General features: G+C 64.2%; 18 protein-coding genes and 1 pseudogene. 10 read left to right on the forward strand and 9 right to left on the reverse strand.

The window, feature by feature from the left end:
• The first annotated feature begins 95 nt into the window (after positions 1–95).
• Positions 96–626 (forward strand): hypothetical protein, encoded by a 531-nt coding sequence (locus tag AC1D0I_RS14900; RefSeq protein WP_477395987.1) that lies wholly within the window; start codon positions 96–98, stop codon positions 624–626.
• Positions 627–712: 86 nt separating this feature from the next.
• On the opposite strand, the gene AC1D0I_RS14905 is transcribed toward AC1D0I_RS14900, so the two are convergent.
• Complete coding sequence (locus AC1D0I_RS14905; RefSeq protein WP_477395989.1) at positions 713–1,783, reverse strand: phosphatase PAP2 family protein; 1,071 nt, start codon at positions 1,781–1,783, stop codon at positions 713–715.
• A gap of 279 nt (positions 1,784–2,062) precedes the next feature.
• Positions 2,063–2,512: an ester cyclase gene (locus tag AC1D0I_RS14910; protein WP_457154611.1), complete on the reverse strand. Its 450-nt coding sequence runs from the start codon at positions 2,510–2,512 to the stop codon at positions 2,063–2,065.
• A gap of 251 nt (positions 2,513–2,763) precedes the next feature.
• On the opposite strand from AC1D0I_RS14910, the gene AC1D0I_RS14915 reads away from it, so the two are divergent.
• Positions 2,764–4,860, forward strand: a complete 2,097-nt coding sequence (locus AC1D0I_RS14915) for an EAL domain-containing protein (protein WP_477395991.1) — start codon at positions 2,764–2,766, stop codon at positions 4,858–4,860.
• Between the two features lie 85 nt (positions 4,861–4,945).
• Here the strand turns inward: AC1D0I_RS14915 and AC1D0I_RS14920 are convergent, their stop codons facing one another.
• Positions 4,946–5,140: a hypothetical protein gene (locus tag AC1D0I_RS14920; protein WP_167392369.1), complete on the reverse strand. Its 195-nt coding sequence runs from the start codon at positions 5,138–5,140 to the stop codon at positions 4,946–4,948.
• Between the two features lie 186 nt (positions 5,141–5,326).
• Here AC1D0I_RS14920 and AC1D0I_RS14925 point away from each other — a divergent pair, with 186 nt between their 5' ends.
• Positions 5,327–6,049, forward strand: a complete 723-nt coding sequence (locus AC1D0I_RS14925; RefSeq protein ID WP_477395993.1) for a 3-keto-5-aminohexanoate cleavage protein — start codon at positions 5,327–5,329, stop codon at positions 6,047–6,049.
• A gap of 13 nt (positions 6,050–6,062) precedes the next feature.
• On the opposite strand, the gene AC1D0I_RS14930 is transcribed toward AC1D0I_RS14925, so the two are convergent.
• Both AC1D0I_RS14930 and AC1D0I_RS14935 read right to left on the reverse strand, forming a co-directional pair.
• A complete protein-coding gene (locus tag AC1D0I_RS14930) occupies positions 6,063–7,583 on the reverse strand; it encodes an AMP-binding protein (protein ID WP_477395995.1) in 1,521 nt (506 codons plus the stop codon).
• A gap of 32 nt (positions 7,584–7,615) precedes the next feature.
• Positions 7,616–8,431, reverse strand: a complete 816-nt coding sequence (locus AC1D0I_RS14935; protein WP_477395997.1) for a p-hydroxycinnamoyl CoA hydratase/lyase — start codon at positions 8,429–8,431, stop codon at positions 7,616–7,618.
• 284 nt (positions 8,432–8,715) lie between these two features.
• On the opposite strand from AC1D0I_RS14935, the gene AC1D0I_RS14940 reads away from it, so the two are divergent.
• Positions 8,716–9,027, forward strand: coding sequence for a MarR family winged helix-turn-helix transcriptional regulator (locus tag AC1D0I_RS14940; RefSeq protein WP_477396050.1), 312 nt, complete (start codon positions 8,716–8,718; stop codon positions 9,025–9,027).
• Here AC1D0I_RS14940 and AC1D0I_RS14945 read toward each other — a convergent pair.
• Positions 9,028–9,696 (reverse strand): annotated as a pseudogene (locus tag AC1D0I_RS14945) (YoaK family protein); the annotation flags it as partial.
• A gap of 176 nt (positions 9,697–9,872) precedes the next feature.
• Between AC1D0I_RS14945 and AC1D0I_RS14950 the strand changes: the two are divergent.
• Positions 9,873–10,427 carry a cytochrome b gene (locus tag AC1D0I_RS14950; RefSeq protein WP_477395999.1) on the forward strand — a complete coding sequence of 185 codons (555 nt, stop codon included), beginning with the start codon at positions 9,873–9,875 and terminating at the stop codon, positions 10,425–10,427.
• Positions 10,428–10,500: 73 nt separating this feature from the next.
• On the opposite strand, the gene AC1D0I_RS14955 is transcribed toward AC1D0I_RS14950, so the two are convergent.
• On the reverse strand, positions 10,501–11,496 hold the full coding sequence (locus tag AC1D0I_RS14955) for an ornithine cyclodeaminase family protein (RefSeq protein WP_477396001.1): 996 nt from the start codon (positions 11,494–11,496) through the stop codon (positions 10,501–10,503).
• 132 nt (positions 11,497–11,628) lie between these two features.
• Here AC1D0I_RS14955 and AC1D0I_RS14960 point away from each other — a divergent pair, with 132 nt between their 5' ends.
• The 4 genes from AC1D0I_RS14960 (at position 11,629) to AC1D0I_RS14975 (ending at position 14,491) form a co-directional block, all read left to right on the forward strand.
• Positions 11,629–12,090 carry an Lrp/AsnC ligand binding domain-containing protein gene (locus AC1D0I_RS14960; RefSeq protein WP_095091332.1) on the forward strand — a complete coding sequence of 154 codons (462 nt, stop codon included), beginning with the start codon at positions 11,629–11,631 and terminating at the stop codon, positions 12,088–12,090.
• Between the two features lie 131 nt (positions 12,091–12,221).
• Positions 12,222–12,926 (forward strand): SDR family oxidoreductase, encoded by a 705-nt coding sequence (locus AC1D0I_RS14965; RefSeq protein WP_457150686.1) that lies wholly within the window; start codon positions 12,222–12,224, stop codon positions 12,924–12,926.
• Positions 12,927–12,948: 22 nt separating this feature from the next.
• Positions 12,949–13,398: a hypothetical protein gene (locus AC1D0I_RS14970; protein ID WP_477396002.1), complete on the forward strand. Its 450-nt coding sequence runs from the start codon at positions 12,949–12,951 to the stop codon at positions 13,396–13,398.
• Between the two features lie 34 nt (positions 13,399–13,432).
• Positions 13,433–14,491 carry a Gfo/Idh/MocA family protein gene (locus AC1D0I_RS14975; RefSeq protein WP_477396004.1) on the forward strand — a complete coding sequence of 353 codons (1,059 nt, stop codon included), beginning with the start codon at positions 13,433–13,435 and terminating at the stop codon, positions 14,489–14,491.
• Between the two features lie 87 nt (positions 14,492–14,578).
• Here AC1D0I_RS14975 and AC1D0I_RS14980 read toward each other — a convergent pair whose 3' ends face one another.
• A complete protein-coding gene (locus AC1D0I_RS14980) occupies positions 14,579–16,987 on the reverse strand; it encodes a putative bifunctional diguanylate cyclase/phosphodiesterase (protein WP_477396005.1) in 2,409 nt (802 codons plus the stop codon).
• Positions 16,988–17,206: 219 nt separating this feature from the next.
• Positions 17,207–18,439 carry a cytochrome-c peroxidase gene (locus tag AC1D0I_RS14985; RefSeq protein WP_477396052.1) on the reverse strand — a complete coding sequence of 411 codons (1,233 nt, stop codon included), beginning with the start codon at positions 18,437–18,439 and terminating at the stop codon, positions 17,207–17,209.
• Positions 18,440–18,691: 252 nt separating this feature from the next.
• On the opposite strand from AC1D0I_RS14985, the gene AC1D0I_RS14990 reads away from it, so the two are divergent.
• The gene (locus AC1D0I_RS14990; protein WP_477396007.1) at positions 18,692–20,230 is read left to right on the forward strand and encodes an acid phosphatase; all 1,539 of its coding nucleotides are present in this window, start codon (positions 18,692–18,694) and stop codon (positions 20,228–20,230) included.
• Position 20,231 lies beyond the last annotated feature (1 nt).

The raw sequence follows: 20,231 nt of genomic DNA on the forward strand, positions 1-20,231 counted from the left end.
TGCGGGATCTCCAAGCAACAACAGTCACAGCACTTGTGTGTCGGGCCTCCGTATTTTCGGCGGCCGGCCAGCTGTGCTTTTTCAAGAAGAATGGAATGAACATGATATCGAACGTCCGAAACAGGCTACTCATGGCGGGGGTCATGCTGGCCGTCTGCACCGCATTCGCGCAGGCGCATCAGGAAGCGGCTGGGTCCGGCCCCAATCCGCTGGCCGACAAGGTACGGGCTGCCAACAGCCGGTTTGTCGACGTCAAGGCCGCGACGGCCGAGGGCTATGCGCCCATTCCCTGCGCCAGCGGCATCACAGGCGGCGCCATGGGCATCCACTACGTCAACGGCCAGTATCTGAAGGACGACAAGATCGACATCGCCCGTCCCGAAGCCGTGATGTACGAGCCGATGGCCGACGGCACGCTGAAGCTGGTGGCAGTCGAATACATCACCTCGAAGGGGCCGGCGTCGCTGGACGGACAGCTGTTCAACTTCAACAGCGCGCCCAATCGCTACGGCCTGGGCGCGTTCTACGAACTGCATGTCTGGGCCTGGAAAGGCAACCCGACCGGCACCTTCGCCGACATGAACCCGAAAGTGTCATGCGAACACGCGATGGCGCCGAGCCAGTAGCCGGCAATGGCCAGGCGGCGCCAATGCCGCCTGGCCACTCGCCCGAGGCCTGTGGGGCGCGGCTGTCCGGCGTCAGCCAGGCCCGGTCATTGTGCTACCGGATCGGGGATCGCCGATCCCAGCTCGGCGATGTCCCGGCTCGTTCGCGGCAGGAGCAAACGCCCCGTCACATACCAGAGCAGGGAGACGACAAGGATCGAGAGGTAGCCATCCACGGCATAGTGCCAGCCGGTATAGACCGAGCCGAACAGGATGAAGGCCGCAAAGGACCAGCCGACGATGGCCCAGCGACGACCGAAACCGGTCAGGAAGAGCGCGTTGAGCGTAACGAAGGCGACATGCATGCTTGGCATGGCGGAGATGCCGCTGCCCAGCTCAGGACGTCCGCTCCTGTAGGCTGCAAGCAGATAGTTGGCATAGATATAAACCGGTGCGGCGGAGCCGTTCTCAGTCAGGGCGGTTCGCAGTCCGGCAAACCGGTCACCGCCGTAGAACTGGTCGTGGAATATCGGGCCGGCGGACGACAGCAAGGTCGCAAGAACGGTGCCGCACAGGATCGTCGTCAGCGCGAACGCCCATAGATAGCGCAAGCGCCTGACTGGATCGCGCCAGAAGGCGACGAACAGCAAAATGCCGAACCATTGGACATGCCAAACATATGCGTAGCCGGCGAAAATCACGGCCGAGAACGGTTCGGGAACGACGGTGTGCGCCCAAGTCCACGGATCGGTGCCATGCAGCCAAAGATCAAGCTCAACCAGGGCGCGGTCGGCGTAGAACGGCACGACGTCCGGGATGGCGACCTTCAGGGTGGTGAAGGCGGTGATGCCGAGATAGAACAAAACGATGACAGGTGTGGCTGCCAGCCAACGCTGGCTGAGCGTGTCGAGCATGTACCTGGTCGGGTTGCGCCCGGCAAATGTCAGCGCCGCCAGGCCGAGCCCAGCCGCCAGAAGCGTGGGCAACAACAAGACGAACGGCCTGGCATAGGAATGCGCCAGATGCAGATAGCGATCCGGCTCCAGGTAAAGAGCAGTCAGGGCATAGGTCAGACACAGGGCAGTCAGCAGCCAACCGCTCCTGGTTGCCGCGACGTCCAGGTCAAGAGGGGCGGACGAGCGGCTATTGCCGCCGCGCTGCCCGGTGTGCGCATTCATCGGAGGACATCCCGCCAGCTGCCCAGAAAATTGTTATGGAGTATTTCGCAGGCGATGTATTACCAACTGGTTACACTTGTATCCAAGTAAAATTTTATTCGTCACGCAGTTATAATTCACAATTTGTTGGCAAGGATTCATTGACAACGATGTTGCGCCGCAACGCACCTGCGTCATTCGCCGCCATCCGAGGCTTTCGACCGTTGCAGGCGGCCTTTCCATCAGGCTTCGGCCGCGATTGAACGTGGGGCCATCGCCTGGACGGCGATGGCCCAGCGATCAGGCGGCCTTGACCAGGCCGAGCTGGGTGAGGGCGGCGACGCCGTCGTCGAGGCCGATCTCCTCGACGATCCTGCCGTCGACCACTTTCAGCACGGTGGTGCCGGTGAAGCGCATGGTGCGGCCGGTAGCGGCCGGAAGCGAACCGACGAGGAAATCGTTGAACGCCGGGCCGGCATGAGTGCCGCCGCCCTCCCACTGGCCGACGACATAGTCGCCTTCGGCGATGAGCTCGGCGGTGGCCCAGAAATTGAGGTCCGGGAAAGCGGCGCGGAAGTCGGTCATGAAGGCCTTGATGTCGTCGCGGCCGCGGCGCGGCTCATGCAGCGAGTATTTCAGCAGCATGTCGGGTGCGGCGATGTCGTCGACCACCGACAGGTCGCAGGTTTCACCCCAGAAGTCGGTGAACCATCTGACGACGACGGCCTTGTTGTCTTCCTGTTTGGTCATTGGGAGGTCCTCTTCCTGTTTGTCTTGGGGATCACCGGCCTTCGCCGATGACCCTGGGCAAGCACTAGGACGATCCGTTGGGGGCAAAACTCCGGTTCTTGCCGGCCAATCAAAAGGCGGGGAGGTGCCGGCAACGCTCACGCAAGCTGGCAACGCAGGATCGCCGCCCTGGGGCAGTCTTCCTTCGGTAACTGTTTCTTCTCTGGTTTTGCTGCAGATTGCCCCGCGGGTGGGGATGAGCGAAACAGACGATGACGCGTCAGGACAAGAAAAGTCGCAATGGAACGTTCTGGGCGAAGGCCCTGGAACGTGCCCATCTTGGCGTCTGGGACTGGGATCTTGCGACCGGCGCGTGCTTCTATTCCGCGACCTGGGCGCGGATGCTGGGCTATGATGAAAGCGAACTTGCCAACACCAGTGACCTGTGGCTGCAACTGACCCATCCCGACGATCGCGAGCGGGCGCTGGCCAGCGGTGACCGCCACATTGCCGGACAGACCGACGCCATCGAGACCGAACTCAGGCTGAAGCACAAGCAGGGCCACTGGGTGTGGGTGCTCGATCGCGGTGGCATCGTCGAGCGCGACGCGTCCGGAAAGCCACTGCGGCTGATGGGGGTGCAGACCGACATCACCAAGCAGAAGGCTGCCGAAGCCGAGCTCGAAAAGGTCAATGTGCGCTTCCGCCTGGCGCTCGCCGCCAGCGGCACCGGCATCTGGCACTACGACATCGCCACCAACAAGAGCTATTGGGACACCCGTACCAGGGACATGTTCGGCCTCGTCGCCGACACCGACGAGGTAACGGCCGACCTTTGGCACAGCTATCTGCATCCCGAGGATAAGGAAGCCACCGAACGCGCGCACCGGGCACCGATGGGCACGGACGCCGTCATCGCCAATCAATACCGTATCATCAGGCGCGACGGCGAGATCCGCCACATCGAATCGCTGGTCCGCTTCGTCGCCGCCGCGGGTGCTGCCGGCCAGATCCTCGGCACGGTGCGCGACATCACCGAGGAAAAGCTGCGCGAGCAGGAGCTCGCCTACGCGGCCCGCCATGATGCTCTGACCGGCCTGTGGAACCGCTCCGCCTTCGACCGGCTGCTCGCCGACCATATCGCGGCAGGTGCGCCGCTGGCCGTGTTCTATGTCGATCTCGACTACTTCAAGGCGCTCAACGATTTTGCCGGCCACGCCGCCGGCGACCTGGCGCTGAAGAGCGTTGCCGCCGGCATCCGCGCTTGTCTGCCGCCATCGGCGCATGCGGCGCGGCTGGGCGGCGACGAATTCGCGCTGGTGGTGCCGCATTGCGATGCCGCGCAGGCCGAGCGGATCGCCACCGCCGTGCTTGGCGCGGTGCGCGAAGCCGATCTCGGCCCGGCCGCATCGACGCGCAAGCTGGCGGCCTCGATCGGCATCGCCTTCGTCGATGACGCCAGCACCACGGTTGCCGATGCGCTGGCCTGCGCCGACGATGCCTGCTACGCGGCCAAGGCTGCCGGGCGAAACCGTTTCGCTGTGTTCTCCGTCAAGACGGCATCGGGGTCGGGCGGGCTGAATGCGGCGCGCATCGCCGCCGACACCGTCGATGCCATGGAAGACGGACGGCTGAAACTATTCGGCCAGGAAATCCATCTGCTGTGCAGGCCCTGGGAAGAGAGCCGCCATGTCGAAGTGTTGGCGAGGCTCACCGCACGCAATGGCCGCCTGGTGTCGCCCGGCGAGTTCATTCCGGTGGCCGAGCGGTTCGGCATCGCTTCCAGGCTCGACCGCTGGATCATCCGCACCGCGCTGTCGCGGCACGGCGCGRCCTTGCGCTCGGGCGCGCTGACGCTGGGGTTCAATCTGTCGGCGCAGACGTTGAGCGATCCGCAATTGTGGGCGTTCGTCGACAGCGTCATCGAGGAGACCGGGGCGCCGCATTCCGGCATCGGCTTCGAGATTACCGAAACCGCCGCGGTCACGAATTTCGACGCCGCGGAACAATTCGTGCGCAAGGCGCGCGAGCGGCACTGCCGGGTCAGCCTCGACGATTTCGGTGCCGGCATGAGTTCGTTCGAATATCTCAGGCGTTTCCCCGTCGACACGATCAAGATCGACGGTTCCTTCATCGAGCACATCACGCAAAGCCGCTTCGACCGCGAGATCGTGCTGGCCATCACCAGCATTGCCCGCAGCCTGGGCTGCGCTGTGGTGGGCGAGAAGATCGAACGGCAGGACACGTTGACGATGCTGGGCGATATGGGCGTCGCCTTCGGCCAGGGGTTCTTGCTGCACCGGCCCGAACCGCTGGAGGCGATCGTTTCGCGCGCGACCAGGGTGGTGGCGGCCCGAAAGGCATCGTGATCCAAGTATATTGATATCCAGGTATATTGAGGTTCAGGTGTGTTGAGATTCAGGCCGGGCCAGCCGGCCTGAGTCTCAAAACATCTTAGGCGGTTCGCCGCGCCGTCGATTGCGGAAATTCCAGCACTCCAGCCTCTGATGGCCTGTGCTGTGCCTCTGCCACCGTTTCGATCAACAGATCGAGGGCCTCACATGCCATGCGGCTCGTCTCGTCACTGCCTTGCAGATAGTGATAGGCGCGTTCGAGGTGGATGCGGGCCGCTGAAAAATCACTGGTCAATGGTCTCTCCATGATCCCGCCCAAATCTATCTTGGCGGGCCTGGCGGAATTCGGGGTAAATATCCACAGGCGGCTTTTATTCAAATGCCGTCGAATGTCGTGCGCTGTCAGGAGCGAAGTCTCCAGCTCTTTGCCTTGTCCTGCTGCGCGGCTAGACTGCGACCTCCCTTGTCAGAGTCGAGATCGATGATCGTCCAGGCCTGCATCAACGGCGCGCGTCCACGTGATTTCCACCCCAGGCTGCCGCTCGATGCACCGGCGATGACCAGCGACGCCGCGGCCTGTGTCGCCGCCGGTGCGGCCGAACTGCACATCCATCCGCGCATTGACGGGCGCGAAAGCCTGGCGGCGGTCGACGCCACCGTGTTGGCGGTGCGCCAGGCCTGCCCGGGCACGCTCATTGGCGTGTCGACCGGCGCCTGGATCGAGAATAATGTCGCGCGGACCCGCGCCGCGATCGGCGCGTGGCAGGAACTGCCCGACTATGCGTCGGTCAATTTGTCGGAGGTCGATGCGCCCGCCGTAATGGAGCTGCTGCGCCAGCGCGGCGTCGGCATCGAGGCGGGGCTTGCCACAACAGCCGATGCCGAACGCTTCGTTGGTCTTGCCGACCACAGCCGCGTGCTGCGCATCCTGATCGAGATCGACATCCAGGACCTGCCGGCTGCGCTGGACGAGGCGCATGGCATCGCCGCCGTGCTCGAGCGTGCCGGGGTGCGGCGGCCGATCCTGCTGCACGGCGTCGACGCCACGGTCTGGCCGTTCGTCGCGCTTGCGCATCGCAAGCGCTGGTCGACGCGGGTCGGTCTAGAGGACGGCAAGACGCTCGCCGATGGCAGCGTTGCCAGGGACAATGCGGAAATCGTTGCGGCGGCCGTGGCGACTTTTCGGTCCGCGCCTGCGGGCTGAAAGGCGGTATGCCTCAGGCTTGCCCGCTGGTCGGCGATGGCCAGCCGCGTAAAATGTGTTTCTGGATCTTGCCGGATGCGGTGCGCGGTAGCGTATCGGTGAGCAAGAACTCCTTCGGCACTTTGTAGCGGGCGATACGGGCGCCGCAGTGGCTTGCCAGATCGGCCGGRCCGACAACGCGACCGGGTTTGACCACCACGAAGGCGCGCCCGACTTCGCCCCAACGCTGGTCGGCGACGCCGATCACTGCCGCTTCGGCAATATCGGGATGATCGAGCAGCGCCATCTCGACTTCGACCGGAAAGACGTTCTCGCCGCCGGAAATGAACATGTCCTTGCGGCGGTCGACGAGGGTGACGAAGCCTTCGTCGTCCTGCCGCGCGATGTCGCCGGTGCGGAACCAGCCATCGGCGGTGAAGGCGCGGGCCGCCTCTTCCGGCCGGTTCCAGTAGCCCGATGTGATGCCGGGGCCGGACAGCCAGATCTCGCCAGGTTCGCCGGCGGCGACGTCGCGGCCATCGTCGTCGACGATGCGCAGGCCGATCGCCGGCGCCGCAAGACCGGCCGAGCCCGCCTTGCGGGCGATCCGGTCGGTCTCGACCGGCATGCCGAGTACGGTGCCGGCTTCCGTCATGCCGAAGCCGTCTACCATGCACACACCTTGCGCCAGCCACCAGTTGATATCGGCGGCGGGGTTTGGCGCGCCGCCGGTGAAGATGGCGGTGAGCGAAGTCCAGTTCGCGGGCGCAAAATCCGGATGGTCGCGCAGCATTCTGGCCATCTGCGGCACACAGAAATAGTGGGTGACGCCAAGCGCGGGATCGGCAAGGCGATGGTTGGTGAGGCCGGCGTCGAAGCCGGGCGAGATCAGCACCGTGCCACCCTGAAGCAGAGGCGGCCGCAGGTTGGTGATGAGGCCGATGACATGGAACATCGGCGCGTCGCAGAGGAAGATGCTGGCGTTGCCGACCCGCCCCAGCACGCCGAAATTGACCGCTGTGGCCAGGGCGTTGCGCTCGGTGACGATAACCCCTTTCGGCCGGCCCGACGTGCCGGATGTGTAGAGGATGATCGACGGCGTATCGTCCGCCGGCAACGGGCGGCGCGCTGCCGGCGCACGCGCCTCGACCGCCGCCGCGAAGGCCGCGACTTCGACCGGCCTGCAGCCTTTTGGCAGCGCCATATCGAGGGCGGAGTCATGCAACAGAAGAGCCGGATCGCAATCCTGGAGGATCGTCTTCTGCTCGGCGCTGGCAAGCCGCCAGTTGAGCGGCACGAAGATGGCGCCGAGCCGCATCGCGGCCTGCTGCAGGATCAAGAGATCGGCGCTGTTGCGGGCTATCGTCGCGATCCGTTGCCCAGCCGCGATGCCATGGCCGCCTTCGAGAACGCCGACTGCACGTTGGATGGCTTCGTCCAGCGCGAAATAGGTCCAGCGCCGGCCGGTGGCCAGGTCGACACAAGCGAGACGATCCGGCTGCGCCCTGGCGTGCAGGAACACGGGGTCTGATGTCGTCCAGGCCGGCATCTGCATCTCCTCCCCAGGATTGCCTGTGCTTTGCGGGATCACTTTGCCTTGTCGTAGGCGCCGAGACCCGGCTTGTAGCTCTTTTCGTCGATGAACTGGCGGATGCCTTCCTTGCGGCCCTCATTGTCGTGGGAATTGGCCGCCTCCTGGGCCCGCACGAGATAGTCCTCGGCATTGTCGTAGGTCATCTCGGCAACGCGGCGGATGGCGTCCTTGGTCGCCTTCAGGGCAATCGGGTTCTTCTTCAGCAAGAGCGTGGCGACCTCGGTGACACGTGCCTTCAGATCCGCCAGCGGCAGGCTTTCATTGACCAGTTTCCAGGCGGCGGCCTTCCTGCCGTCGATGAGCTCGCCGGTCAGCGCGTGGTACATGGCGTCGCGCATCGACAAGAGGTCGACCACCACCTTGGTGGCGCCGCCGCCCGGCAGGATGCCCCAGTTGATCTCTGACAGGGCGAACTGCGCCTCGTCGGCGGCGAAGGCGAGGTCGCAAGCGAAGAGCGGGCCATAGCCGCCGCCGAAGCACCAGCCGTTGACCATGGCGATGGTCGGCTTGCCGTACCAGCGCAGGCGCCGCCACCACCCGTACGCTTCGGACTGCGCCTTGCGGATGGCGCCCAGGCCCTTGGCCTCGGTCTCGCGGAAATACTCCTTGAGGTCCATGCCCGCCGACCAGGCGCTGCCTTCGCCCGACAGCACCAGCACCCCGACATCGTCGCGGAATTCCAACTCGTCTAGAACCTCCATCATTCGCCGGTTGAGCGCCGGGTTCATGCAATTGCGTTTGTCCGGACGGTTGAAGCGCACCCAGGCTATGCCGTTCTCGACATCGAAGGCAACGGTCTCATCGGTCATGGTCGGGTCCTCCTGTTTCGCCGCTGCATCGATGAAAATTGCTATGCAGCATAGCGATCATATTTGCTATGTCGCATAGTCTTTTTCGCTTGACAAGGTGCTTGATCGCGGCGATCGGTTGCAGCATGGACGAGGCTCACATCAGTAGCAGTGCGCCAGGCGCGACACCTGAAGACGTGCTCGACGCGCAGATCGGTTACAATCTCAAACGCGCCTCGGCCGTTGCGCTCAATGATTTCGCGGTCGAGCTGGCCGAGGCGGCGCTGCGCCCGGTCACCTATGGCATGCTGGCGCTTATCGACGAGAAGCCCGGCATCCGCGCCGCCGAGCTCTGCCGCCTGCTCGGCATGAAGAGCGCCAACATGGCACCGCTGCTTGCCGAACTGGAAGAGCGCGGGCTGGTCGAGCGCGACGACCATGCCGGCGACCGGCGCGTGCAGATGCTTGCCCTGACGCCGGCCGCCAGGGAGGCCATCCCCGGATGGCGGCAACAGGTTCGCCGGCACGAGGATCGGTTCCTGCAGCGGCTGACAAAAAAGGAGCGGGCAACGCTGCTGCGCCTGCTGCGCCTGATCTGGACGGATGAAGGGGGCTAGCTGGGGCGCCGCAAGCTGCGGCAGCAGGGCAAAGAGCGCAATCACCGGCGGTACGACGAAGCACCAGACATTGGCGAAGGCAAAGCCAAGTGCGGCTGCGGCGCAGCCGGCCGCGAACACGGCGACCGCCACCGACATGCGCCGCAGGCGGGCAATGAGGGCAGGGCGGGCCTCTGGCTTCACGCCGCCCAGAAGATCGCTGACGTCGATCATGATCTGGGTGGTGGTGCCGGTCATCAGCGTCGATGGCGGTGCGGCCGCGAGATGGACGCGGTGCACCGCGTTCTGGATCGCCATGGCGGCGACCAGCACCATGCCGGTGACGATTGCCGCCGCACCGTCACCGCTTGCGAAGGGGCCAAAGCGGATCGCCAGCGCAGCACCAGCAATCAGCAGCAAGAGCTTGGCCGTCAGCAGCGGCCCAAGCGCCTGCCGTCCCCGCCTGCGCAAGCGCTCGCCGRCCAGCCGGGTTAGGATGACGACGATGCAGAACACCGGCAACGCCAAAAGCTTGGCCAGCACGCCCGAGATGCCGAGCACCAGGGAGGCGCCCAGGGTGACGAAATTTCCCGTCACATGCGCCGTGAACAGGCCCTGCAGCGCCAGGAACCCGGCCGTATCGACATAGCCGCCATTGAGGCTCAACAGCAGCGGCAGTGTGGGTTTCATCGTTGCATCTCCTGGCCAGGCTTTGCGGTCAGCGTCTCATATCCCGGCGGAGCGTTCCACCTCCGCGCGGCACCTTGCCGTCGCCCGCGCGGCCCCAGCCGTCGCGAGGTCGCCGCCACATGAACGGCAAACTCGGATGTTCACTTGACGACAATTGTGTCCAACGGAGCTTTTGCATGTCGCTGTCCGGTACGACAACCCGCTACGGAAGCCTTGCCCAGGCATTTCACTGGCTGACGGCACTGCTTGTGCTCATCGCCTTCCTGGTCTCCGAAGGCGGCCCGCCGGCGCGGGTCTATTCCGAGGCCCGCGCCTCGACCCTTTTGCTTCACGAGACGCTCGGTTTCGCCGTTTTCTGGCTGCTGGTCGTTCGTCTGGTCTGGCGCCTGTTCGACAGCGTTCCGGATGCACCGCCGATGCCCGCATGGATGGACGTCGCCTCCAAGGTGACGCACTGGGCGCTCTATGCGCTTCTGTTCGCGGTTCCGGCGACCGCCATGCTCGGCGCATGGTTCGGCGGCCACCCGGTGACGGTCTACGGCCTCGGCGCCATCGGTCCGTTTTTCGGCCCGTGGGGTGCGGGCGCATCGCTGGCGGACATTCACGGCACGCTTGGCGATATCATCCTGTGGCTCGCCGGCCTGCACGCCGCCGCGGCCATCGTCCATCACGTCTTCCTTCGCGATCGGGTGCTAAGCCAGATGCTGCCCGGCCTGCCCAAGGCGCGTTGATATTCAACTGGCCTGCCCACCGTACGGGCTATGAGGGGCGGCGCCGACTTAAACGATGAGCCCGGCCAGCCCGCTACAACGCAACAGCCCGCCCCAATCCCCGCCGAACCGCTTCGCGATAGGCGAGGTCGGCCGCCACCATGTCTTCCATGGCAACGCCCATGGCTTTGTAGACGGTGACCTGCTCGGCGCTGACGCGTCCCGGCCGTAGACCGAGCAGCATTTCGCCGAGTTCGGTTCCGGTTTGCGGATCGAGCCCGGCGAGCTCGCAGGAGCCGACCGGGGTCGGGGCGAAGGCTTCGCCTGTCTCGACGAACAGGCTTGCCCGCCTGATGAGGTCGACTGGCAGTTCGCCACCGGGCGGTGCGACGCCCACCGACGAGACATGGGTGCCTGGCCGCACCCAGTCGGCCGAGATCACCGGTGCGTAGGAATGCGTCGCCAGGCAGACGACATCCGACGAGCGTACCGCGGCTTCAGGATCGCTGACGGCGACGACGCCGGGATGCTGCGCCGCAAGCGCCTGCGCATCCGCGAATTCCTTCGAGACGACGCGGATCTCGGCGAAGTCGCGCACCAGTGGCAGAAGGTGCAAGTGCTGGCCGGCCTGCACGCCGGCGCCCACCACCGTCGCTACCTTGGCGTCGCGCCGGGCGAGTTCGCGAACCGACAGCACAGCCGAGCCGGAGGTACGCACGGCGGTGATGTAGGTGCCGTCCATGACGCAGACCGGCATGCCGGTCTGCGGGTCGAACAGATGGATGGTGGCGAGGTGGCTGGGGATGCCTTTGGCAATGTTGCCCTCGAAGACGTTGACGATCTTCACCGTCAGATGCATGCCCGCCATCCACGCCGGCATCGCCAGCGAATAACCTGCATCGGGAATATCGAGCTGCGGCCGCGCCGGATTGACGACCTTGCCATCGGACAGCGCCTTGAAGCCGCCGGCCAGCGCGTCGAGAAGCTGGCGAAGGTCGATGCAGGTTTTCACCTCGGCTTCGCTCAAGAAGAGCACCGGTGTATCGCCCTTGGCCTGGGCGCTGCGGGAGATCGATAGGGCTGTTGTCATGGGATCCGCTTTCGTTGTCGGCTGGAGTGCACGGCAACGGTATTGCGATCTGGCGGCGTGATGAAATATGCTGTTTTTGCGAATTTGGCGTGACTATCACGCTTATTCTGGTTCAAAAGTGTGAATCCTGAAATGGACGATCTCGACCGTATCGACCGCTCGCTGCTGCGCTTGTTGCAGGAGGATGGCCGCCGCACGACGCTCGATCTGGCGCGGCGGGTCGGCCTGTCGCCGACAGGGGCGGCGCAGCGCGTCAAGCGGCTGTTCGCCGAAGGGTTCATCCGCGCGGTGCGTGCCATTCTGGACCCCGCCAGGATCGGGCAGGCACAGCTCGTGTTCATCGAGGTGCGGCTCGACCACACGGCGCCGCAAGTATTCGACCGCTTCGCCGAGGCGGTGTTGCGGGCGCCGGAAATCATCGAATGCCACATGGTGGTCGGCGGTTTCGACTATCTGGTCAAGGCGCGCATCGCCGACATGGCGGTATTCCAGGATTTCCTGCAGCGGGTCATCCTGCCGCTGCCCGGCGTCCGGGAAACGCACACTTATGCCTCGATCGCCAATGTGAAGCCCGACGCCCTGCTGCCTGTCTGAACTCGCAGCGCCATGGGAGAGTTTTTCTGCATGCTGGTTCAGGCTTTCTGGTTCGAACTGGCTGACGAAACCGGCTATACACCGCCAACTGCCAAGGCTTCGCGCCCGCCAACCCGAGAAGGAAAAATCAGATGAGTTCAGAAAAAACAGCTGTCGTCGTGGCTGGCGGCAGCGGCATGGGTGCGGCGGCGGCGAAGCGCCTTGCGGCGGATGGCTTCAACGTCGCGATCCTGTCCTCGTCCGGCAAGGGCGAAGCGCTGGCCAAGGAGCTTGGCGGGCTCGGCGTCACCGGCTCCAACCAGTCGAATGACGATCTGCAACGCCTCGTCGACCTGACGCTGGAGCGCTATGGCCGCATCGACGTGCTGGTCAACAGCGGCGGCCACGGGCCGCGCGCGCCGATCCTCGAGATTACGGACGAGCAATGGCACACCGGCATGGATGTCTATCTGCTCAACGTCATCCGGCCGGTGCGCATCGTGGCACCGCAGATGGTCAAGCAGAAGGGCGGGGCCATCATCAACATCTCGACCGCCTGGGTGGTCGAGCCGAGCCCGATGTTTCCGACCTCGGCGGTGTTCCGGGCCGGGCTTGCCGCCTACACCAAGATCTTCGCCAACACCTATGCACCAGACAATGTGCGCATGAACAACGTGCTGCCCGGCTGGATCGACAGCCTGCCGGCCACCGAGGAGCGCCGCGACAGCGTGCCGATGCAGCGCTACGGCACCTCGGAAGAGGTCGCCGCGACCATCGCCTTCCTGGCGTCCGACGGCGCCGGCTACATCACCGGCCAGAACATCCGCGTCGACGGCGGCATCATTCGCGCTATCTGAGGCGCCGACCGGGAGGAGCACCATGTCCGACACCTATCTGCGTCTGGTGCCTCATGATCCGCACTGGCACCCCGACGAGCCGGCTGCCGCCGCGGCCGTGAATGTTGCGCGCGGACTGTTCCCGCAGGCTGAGCATGTCGCCGTCGAATCCGAAGAGGGGGTGACGTTTTTCGACGCCGGAGCAAATACGGAAAGCGTCCATTGCCCGTTCTGCGGCGGCGACATCGAGGAATGGTGGGGCGGTGCCATGGACCAGGCCTTCGCGGCAGGCTTCGCCGACCTGTCCGTCACCACGCCGTGCTGCCATAAGCCCGCGTCGCTGAACGATCTGCGCTACGTCTGGCCGGCGGCGTTCGGTGTCTGCGCGTTGACGGTCGTCAATCCGGGAGTGACCTCCTTGGCCAGCGAGCAGTTGCGGGCGATCGAGCAAGCCATGCGTTCGCCGCTGAAGGCGATCTGGCAGCGCCTCTGAGACGACGGATTCTGAATATTCCAAGGAGCAAGAAATGCGGCTTATGATACTCGGCACCGGCTGGATGGCGCAGGAACATGCAAGGCGGTTCGGCGCCATCGAAGGTGTCGACATCGTCGGTGCCGTCGATGTCGATGCGGCGCGCGTTGGCCAATTCGCCGACGGCTTCAACATCCCCAACCGCTTCACCTCGCTGGAGGAGGCGCTGAAATGGGGCGGCTTCGATGCGGTGGCCAATGTCACGCCGGACCGCATTCATCATCCGACGACCATGGCGCTGATCGCCGCCGGCAAGCCAGTGCTGTGCGAGAAGCCGCTGGCCGAGAACTTCGGCAAGGCCACCGAGATGGCCGACGCCGCCGAGGCTGCCGGCCTCGTCAACATGGTGAACCTCACCTATCGCAATGTCGCGGCGCTGCAGAAGGCCCGCCAGATGGTGCAGGCGGGGGAAATCGGCACGGTCAGGCACGTCGAGGCGTCCTATCTGCAAAGCTGGCTGGTGTCGAAATTCTGGGGCGACTGGCACACCGATCCGAAATGGCTCTGGCGCCTGTCGCGCGGCCACGGCTCGAATGGCGTGCTCGGCGATGTCGGCATCCACATCCTCGATTTCGCCAGCTATGGTGCGGCTCTCGACATCGACCATGTATTCTGCCGGCTGCGCGCCTTCGACAAGGCGCCCGGCAACCGCATCGGCGACTACGAACTCGATGCCAATGACAGCTTCGCCATGACGCTGGATTTTTCCAACGGCRCCTTCGGCGTGGTGCATGCCAGTCGCTGGGCGACCGGCCATCTCAACGAACTGCGACTGCGCATCTATGGCGACAAGGGCGGCATCGAGGTGGTGCACAATCTCGACGGCTCGCTGCTCAAGGCCTGCGTCGGCGACAATGTCGAGAATGCCAAATGGGAAGAGCTCGACGCCGGCTCGGTGCCAACCAACTACCAGCGTTTCGTTGACGCCGTCACCGGCGGCGTGCAGAGCGAGCCCAGCTTCCGCCACGCCGCCGGCCTGCAAAAGGTGCTGGATCTCGCCGTGGTGTCGGACGAGAAGCGGGCGGAGTTGAAGGCGAATGCCGACACGCAATAGGGTTTGTTGATATTCAGGTGATGCCGGCCTGTAAACGACGGTTCCCTGCGCTTCCGGTGCTCACTTACTTGCCCCCGTTTGTGCTGCTTATGCGGTCAAGGCATCTTGCAGTTCGGGCTGTTCGAAAAGCGAATGAAGCTCGGAAGCCGGCATTGGACGGCCGAAGTACCAGCCCTGGACATCCGTGCAGCCATTCTCCCTGACCAGCCTGAACTGGTCCTCGGTCTCGACGCCTTCCGCGGTCGTGGTCATGCCTAGCGTTGCGCCGAGTTCGGCGACGGCCTTGACGATTGCCCGGCTTTCGCCGCTCTCGCACATCAGGCTGACGAAGCTGCGATCGATCTTGATGCGGTTGAACGGGAACGACCTGAGATAGCTCAGCGAGGAATAGCCGGTGCCGAAATCGTCCATGGCGATGCTGATGCCGAGGTCGCGCAGGCTGTACAGCGTGTTTATGGTGTTTTCATTGTGCGCCAGCAGCACCGATTCGGTGATCTCCAGCTCGAGCCGTGACGGCAGCAGGTTCGAAGCCGCGAGCGCCGCGGCAACCTGAAGCGGCAGCCCCTGCTGTTTGAACTGGGCGGGCGAGAGATTGACCGCGACCTTGACGGGCAGGGGCCATTTGGCGGCGTCGGCGCAAGCCCGCTGCATGATCCACTCGCCAAGCGTGTCGATGACGCCCGTCTCCTCGGCCATCGGGATGAATTCCGCCGGCGGCAGCAGGCCGAGGCGCGGATGGTTCCATCGCACCAGGGCTTCGAAGCCGGTGAGTTTCGAGGTCTTGGCGTCGTGCAGCGGTTGATAGTACACGACGAACTGCTCGTTTGTGACGCCGAGAGCCAGTTCGGATTCGAGTTGGCGCCGCTCCTGCAGTCTTGCGTCCATTCCCGGCTCGAACGACCTGCAGGTCCCACGGCCTTCCATCTTGGCTTTGTACAAGGCCAGGTCGGCATTGCGGATGAGGATTTCCGAACTTTGTCCGTCGTCCGGGAAGACAGCGATGCCGATGCTGCTGCCGATGTTGATCTTGTGGCCCTGTATCAAGAATTCGCCGGCCAGGGCATGAATGACCCGGCTCGCCAGCACACCCGCCTCGTCGTCGCCATCGATCAGGAGCTGGAGGATGACGAACTCGTCTCCCCCGGTTCGCGCGACCATGGCGGTTTCACCCGCCTGCTGCTTCAGGCGCCTCGCCACCGCACCGAGAACCTCATCGCCGATCGGATGGCCGAGGGTGTCATTGACCGGTTTGAAACGGTCGAGATCGACGCAATGGACGGCCAGCTTCTCGCCGTCCCTGAGGCTTCTCAGTGCCTCGTCCATCGTGTCGGCCAGGAGGCCCCGGTTGGGCAGGCCGGTGAGAATGTCATGCGTGGCAAGGTGCTGGATCTCGGCGGTGCGTTCCTCGACCCGCCGCTCCAAAGTCTCGGCGGCATTGGTCTGCATCATCATCGTGCGTCCGATCGCATACCAGCAGGCCAGCGCCAGCAGCGTGACCACCGCGACCGCCGCATAACCAGCCAGTTCGAATTGCCGCACCGACAGGGCGTCCATGTTGCTGTCGTATCTGCTGTTGGGGAAACCGGCCCAGAGACGCCAGGCGCTTCTGGGATCGTTGAGCGAGAGCGGGATGACTTCGGAATAGATCAGATTGGGGTCGGCCGCCGTGAAGGCACGGGAATCCGCCGCCAGGGCCGTCGACATCTTGTGCTGGTCGGATTCAAATCCGTAGCCTGAATTGACGATGACATAGTCGCTGCTCGGCAACAGTTTCCTCAGCGCCGAGGTGAGCATGATTGCCGAGACGGAGCCGCGCAGGCTGCCATCCTGGCCGAAGACCGGGACCGAAAGGATGAAACCGGAGCGATCCGCGTCATTGCCGGTGTGGATGAAATCTGTGTTGTCGCAGGTGATGAGCTCCTTGGTGCCGATGATCGGCACATTCAGCCCGTCAATGGCGCTCGAATTCGGATAGTTCGCCTTCAGCCAGGCGAGCTGTTTGGCCAGTTCCTGGTACTCATAGGTCTCGACTTCTTCGGCGGGCCGGGTCAGCGCGTTCTCGTCAAGCTTTGCGGACTTTGCGGCTGCAGCGTCGGACCGCGCCCTGGCATTCACGATCAGCTGGTCGAACTGGAGGATCGGCTCCTCGAGCTTTCCGGTCACGGCATCGAAGCGGTCGGGGTCGAAATCCAGCGGCAGGAAGTAGACCTCGGAAATGGAGACGTTGTTGGCGAGATTGTTGTAGATCTGCTGGATTGTCGCGCGGCCCTCGTCGCCGAGGTTGGTGCCATGCCGGTCGAGGTTTCGGACGCTTGGCAGGTAGCTCAGCGTTCGCACATTCTCGTAGACGGCCCGCAAGGCGTCTTCGACCGTCTTGGCGGTTGTCCTGGCTGCCGCCTGGGAGTTCTCGATGTAGCGTTCCTTGGCAAGCGCGAAGTTCCGCTGGGCGTCGATATGCAAGGCCGCCAGCATCGCTGCGCCGGTCACAAGGATCACAACAAATCCGACTGCTCGCCAGAATGCGTTCATCGGCGTCCCACCATCAATTGGTAAGGGATACCCCAGAGCAGTTTAGGAAGCGCTAATGAGTAAGCGCCAATAACCAATGCCCTTCCTTGCGGCCCCAGCGCCGCCACACACCAAATCCGGCAAGATCCATAAACCTGTTTTGCGGGTGCGAGAAAGCGGGATTGGGCATGCGCAAGGTCCAGGCAATCAGTTCGCCGGTACCGCCCCGGCCTGCTGATCGGCATCGGTCAGCGTTTGCAGGAAGGCGACGATGTCGTCGATTTCGGGGTCGGTCAGTGCCGGTTTGTCGCCGGGCTTCTTGCCGAAGGGCGGGTCATGGTTGAGGTTGGCCCAGTAAGCCTTTGGCAAATCGTCATTTTGCCGGATCGTGCCGTCGGCGTTCTTGGGATACCAATGGCCGGGATCGCTGTCGCGGCTGGCATAGAAGGCAACCGCGTCGCGCAGCGTGTGGAAGTAGCCGTTGTGGAAGAAGCTTTTGCGCAGCGCGACGTTGCGCAGCGTCGGCGTGCGAAACAGGCCGCAATACTCAGCCCGGCCATGGAAGTCGGTCCTGAGCGGCCCGCACAGGCCGAGATCGAAATAGGCGGGGTCGGCATTGGCCGGGATGGCCGGGTTGCGCGGCACGGCGACGGCGATCAGGCCGAAATCGGTGAATTGCGGCGGCTCGCCGTCATTGGCGGGTTCGCTCAGGTGGCAACTGGCGCAATTGCCCTTGGTTTCGTCCTCGAACAGCGCGCGCCCGCGCAATTCCTGCGCCGACAGCGTCGCCTTGCCGGCGAGGAAGGCGTCGTAGCGGCTGGAATAGGGGTAGAAGTCGGTGCTGCTCTGCTCGAAAGTGCCGAGCGCCTCGGCAGCGGCGTCGAAGGCGTCGTCCGGGTGGTCGAACACGGTGTCGCCGAAGGCGGCCTTGAATTCATCGGCATAGATGGACTTGCGCAATCCGGCGGTGACGGCGGCGGCATCCTTGTTGGCCATCTCGAATGGCGACAGCAGCGGGATCTTGGCCTGGTCGCGGCCGCGGTCGGCGCGGCCGTCCCAGGTCAGGCCGCCGGTTGGGCCGTTGTCGACGCTTTCGTCGCCTTCATCCTCGGAATCGTAGAAATGCTCTGTGAAGGCTGGTACCGCCTGAAGGTATCGAAGCGAGGGCACGGCGCGCAGTCCGGGCTGGTCCAGCTTCGGACCGCCCATCTCGACCGGTGCCGCCGAGGCCGGACCGAAGGCATGGTGCGGATCATGGCAGGACGAGCAGGATTGTTTGCCTGAAGCCGACAGCGACGGGTCGAAGAACATCTTTCGGCCAAGCGCTGTCAGCGCCTGCGCCCGAGCGAAGGCATCCGCGCGCGACATCGGTCCGGGATGGACACTGCCGCTACCGGCGCTGACGGCGTTGCCGGGCAGGATGGTGGCGAGGCCAAACATCGATGCCGCGGCGGTCGCGATCATCAACCGTTCCATCGTCTTGCGGTCATAAGGTTCAGTCCGATTTGTTCCGCAATTAGGTCCGCACTGCAACGGATTGATGACCGGTCCACCCGCTCACGCAACCGTGTTCGGATAGGCGATAAATGTCACAAAGGTGACAAAGCATCGACCTAGCGTCCGAAGCCATGGCTCGTCGCCCCCAAGCCATACACTGCCCTCTAGCCATCACCCTAGCCATGAGGACCTCCCATGACGCGGTTCACGCTTTTCACCTCGCTTTGCCTGGCCGGCACGGCGCTGGCCTCGATTCCGGCTACAGCCAACGCAGCCCCTCCCGGCTTCGACAAGATCGACACCGTCGTCGTCATCTATGCCGAAAACCGCAGCTTCGATAATCTCTATGGCGGCTTCCCCGGCGCCAACGGCCTGGCCAACCTTTCGGCCGGCCAGGTGCGCCAGCTCGACCGCGACGGCAAGCCGCTGAGCGAACTGCCGCCGGCCTGGGGTGGTCTGACCGCCAAGGGCGTGACGCCGCCGGTGACCGAGGCGCAGACGGCCCATCTCAGCAATGCCAGCTTCGCCATCGACGACGCCAGCGGCTTCAACGAGAAGACCTCCGTCATCACGCGCGACCTCTGGCACCGCTTCTATCAGGAGCAGATGCAGATCGACGGCGGGAAGAACGACAAGTTCGTCGCCTGGGCCGATTCCGGCGGCCTGGTGATGGGTCATTATGACGGCTCGGTGCTGCCGATGTGGGCGGTGGCGAAGAAATACGTTTTGGCCGACAATTTCTTCCAGGGCGCCTTCGGCGGCTCCTTCCTCAACCATATCATGCTCGCCTGCGCCTGCGTTCCGGTCTATCCAAATGCCGACACCAGTCCGGTGAAGGGGCAAATCGCCGTGGTCGAAGCCGACGGCACGACGCTGAAGGTCGCCGACAACTCGCCGGCCTCTGCCCTCGGCGGGGCGCCGAAATTCGTCAATGACGGCGCCATCACGCCAGACTTCCACGCCGTCAACACCATGCAGCCGCCCTATCAGCCGAGCGCCAACAAGCCGGCCGAAGGCGGCGACAAGGCACTGGCCGATCCGGCGCAGCCGACTACGCTGCCGCCGCAGCACGACATCACCATCGGCGATCTGTTGTCGCTGAAGGGCGTCAGCTGGGCCTGGTATTCCGGCGCCTGGCAGGCAACGCTCGACGGCAAGAACGCGACGCCTGTGCCGAACTTCCAGTTCCACCACCAGCCATTCAACTATTTTGCGGCATACGCGCCCGGCACGACCGCGCGGGCCGAACATCTTAGGGATGGCGGCCTCGACGGGACCGAATTCATCAAGGCGATCGACGACGGCAAGCTGCCGGCGGTGAGTTTCTACAAGCCGCAAGGCAATCTCAACGAGCATGGCGGCTACGCCGATGTGGCGAGCGGCGACCAACATCTCGCCGACGTCGTCTCGCACCTGGAGAAAAGCCCGCAATGGAGCCACATGCTGGTGGTCGTCACCTATGACGAGAATGGCGGTTTCTGGGACCATGTCGCGCCGCCGAAGGCCGACCGTTGGGGGCCGGGCAACCGCATCCCCGCCTTCATCATCTCGCCCTATGCGAAGATGGGTACTGTCGACCACACGCAATACGACACGACGTCGATCCTGCGCTTCATCACCGCGCGTTACGATTTACCGGTGCTGCCCGGCATCGTCGCCCGCGACAAGGCGCTGCGCAACAACGACCAGCCGCCGATGGGCGATTTGAGCGCGGCACTCGATCTCAGCCGCTAGG

This window comes from Mesorhizobium sp. P2_D1 (genome assembly GCF_056404455.1).

Bases quoted from the DNA above. Each gene is read 5' to 3' on its own strand.
- AC1D0I_RS14900 (WP_477395987.1), top strand. From the start codon at position 96: ATGAACATGATATCGAACGTCCGAAACAGGCTACTCATGGCGGGGGTC.
- AC1D0I_RS14905 (WP_477395989.1), bottom strand. From the start codon at position 1,783: ATGAATGCGCACACCGGGCAGCGCGGCGGCAATAGCCGCTCGTCCGCC.
- AC1D0I_RS14910 (WP_457154611.1), bottom strand. From the start codon at position 2,512: ATGACCAAACAGGAAGACAACAAGGCCGTCGTCGTCAGATGGTTCACC.
- AC1D0I_RS14925 (WP_477395993.1), top strand. From the start codon at position 5,327: ATGATCGTCCAGGCCTGCATCAACGGCGCGCGTCCACGTGATTTCCAC.
- AC1D0I_RS14935 (WP_477395997.1), bottom strand. From the start codon at position 8,431: ATGACCGATGAGACCGTTGCCTTCGATGTCGAGAACGGCATAGCCTGG.
- AC1D0I_RS14940 (WP_477396050.1), top strand. From the start codon at position 8,716: ATGCTGGCGCTTATCGACGAGAAGCCCGGCATCCGCGCCGCCGAGCTC.
- AC1D0I_RS14950 (WP_477395999.1), top strand. From the start codon at position 9,873: ATGTCGCTGTCCGGTACGACAACCCGCTACGGAAGCCTTGCCCAGGCA.
- AC1D0I_RS14955 (WP_477396001.1), bottom strand. From the start codon at position 11,496: ATGACAACAGCCCTATCGATCTCCCGCAGCGCCCAGGCCAAGGGCGAT.
- AC1D0I_RS14960 (WP_095091332.1), top strand. From the start codon at position 11,629: ATGGACGATCTCGACCGTATCGACCGCTCGCTGCTGCGCTTGTTGCAG.
- AC1D0I_RS14965 (WP_457150686.1), top strand. From the start codon at position 12,222: ATGAGTTCAGAAAAAACAGCTGTCGTCGTGGCTGGCGGCAGCGGCATG.
- AC1D0I_RS14970 (WP_477396002.1), top strand. From the start codon at position 12,949: ATGTCCGACACCTATCTGCGTCTGGTGCCTCATGATCCGCACTGGCAC.
- AC1D0I_RS14985 (WP_477396052.1), bottom strand. From the start codon at position 18,439: ATGTTTGGCCTCGCCACCATCCTGCCCGGCAACGCCGTCAGCGCCGGT.
- AC1D0I_RS14990 (WP_477396007.1), top strand. From the start codon at position 18,692: ATGACGCGGTTCACGCTTTTCACCTCGCTTTGCCTGGCCGGCACGGCG.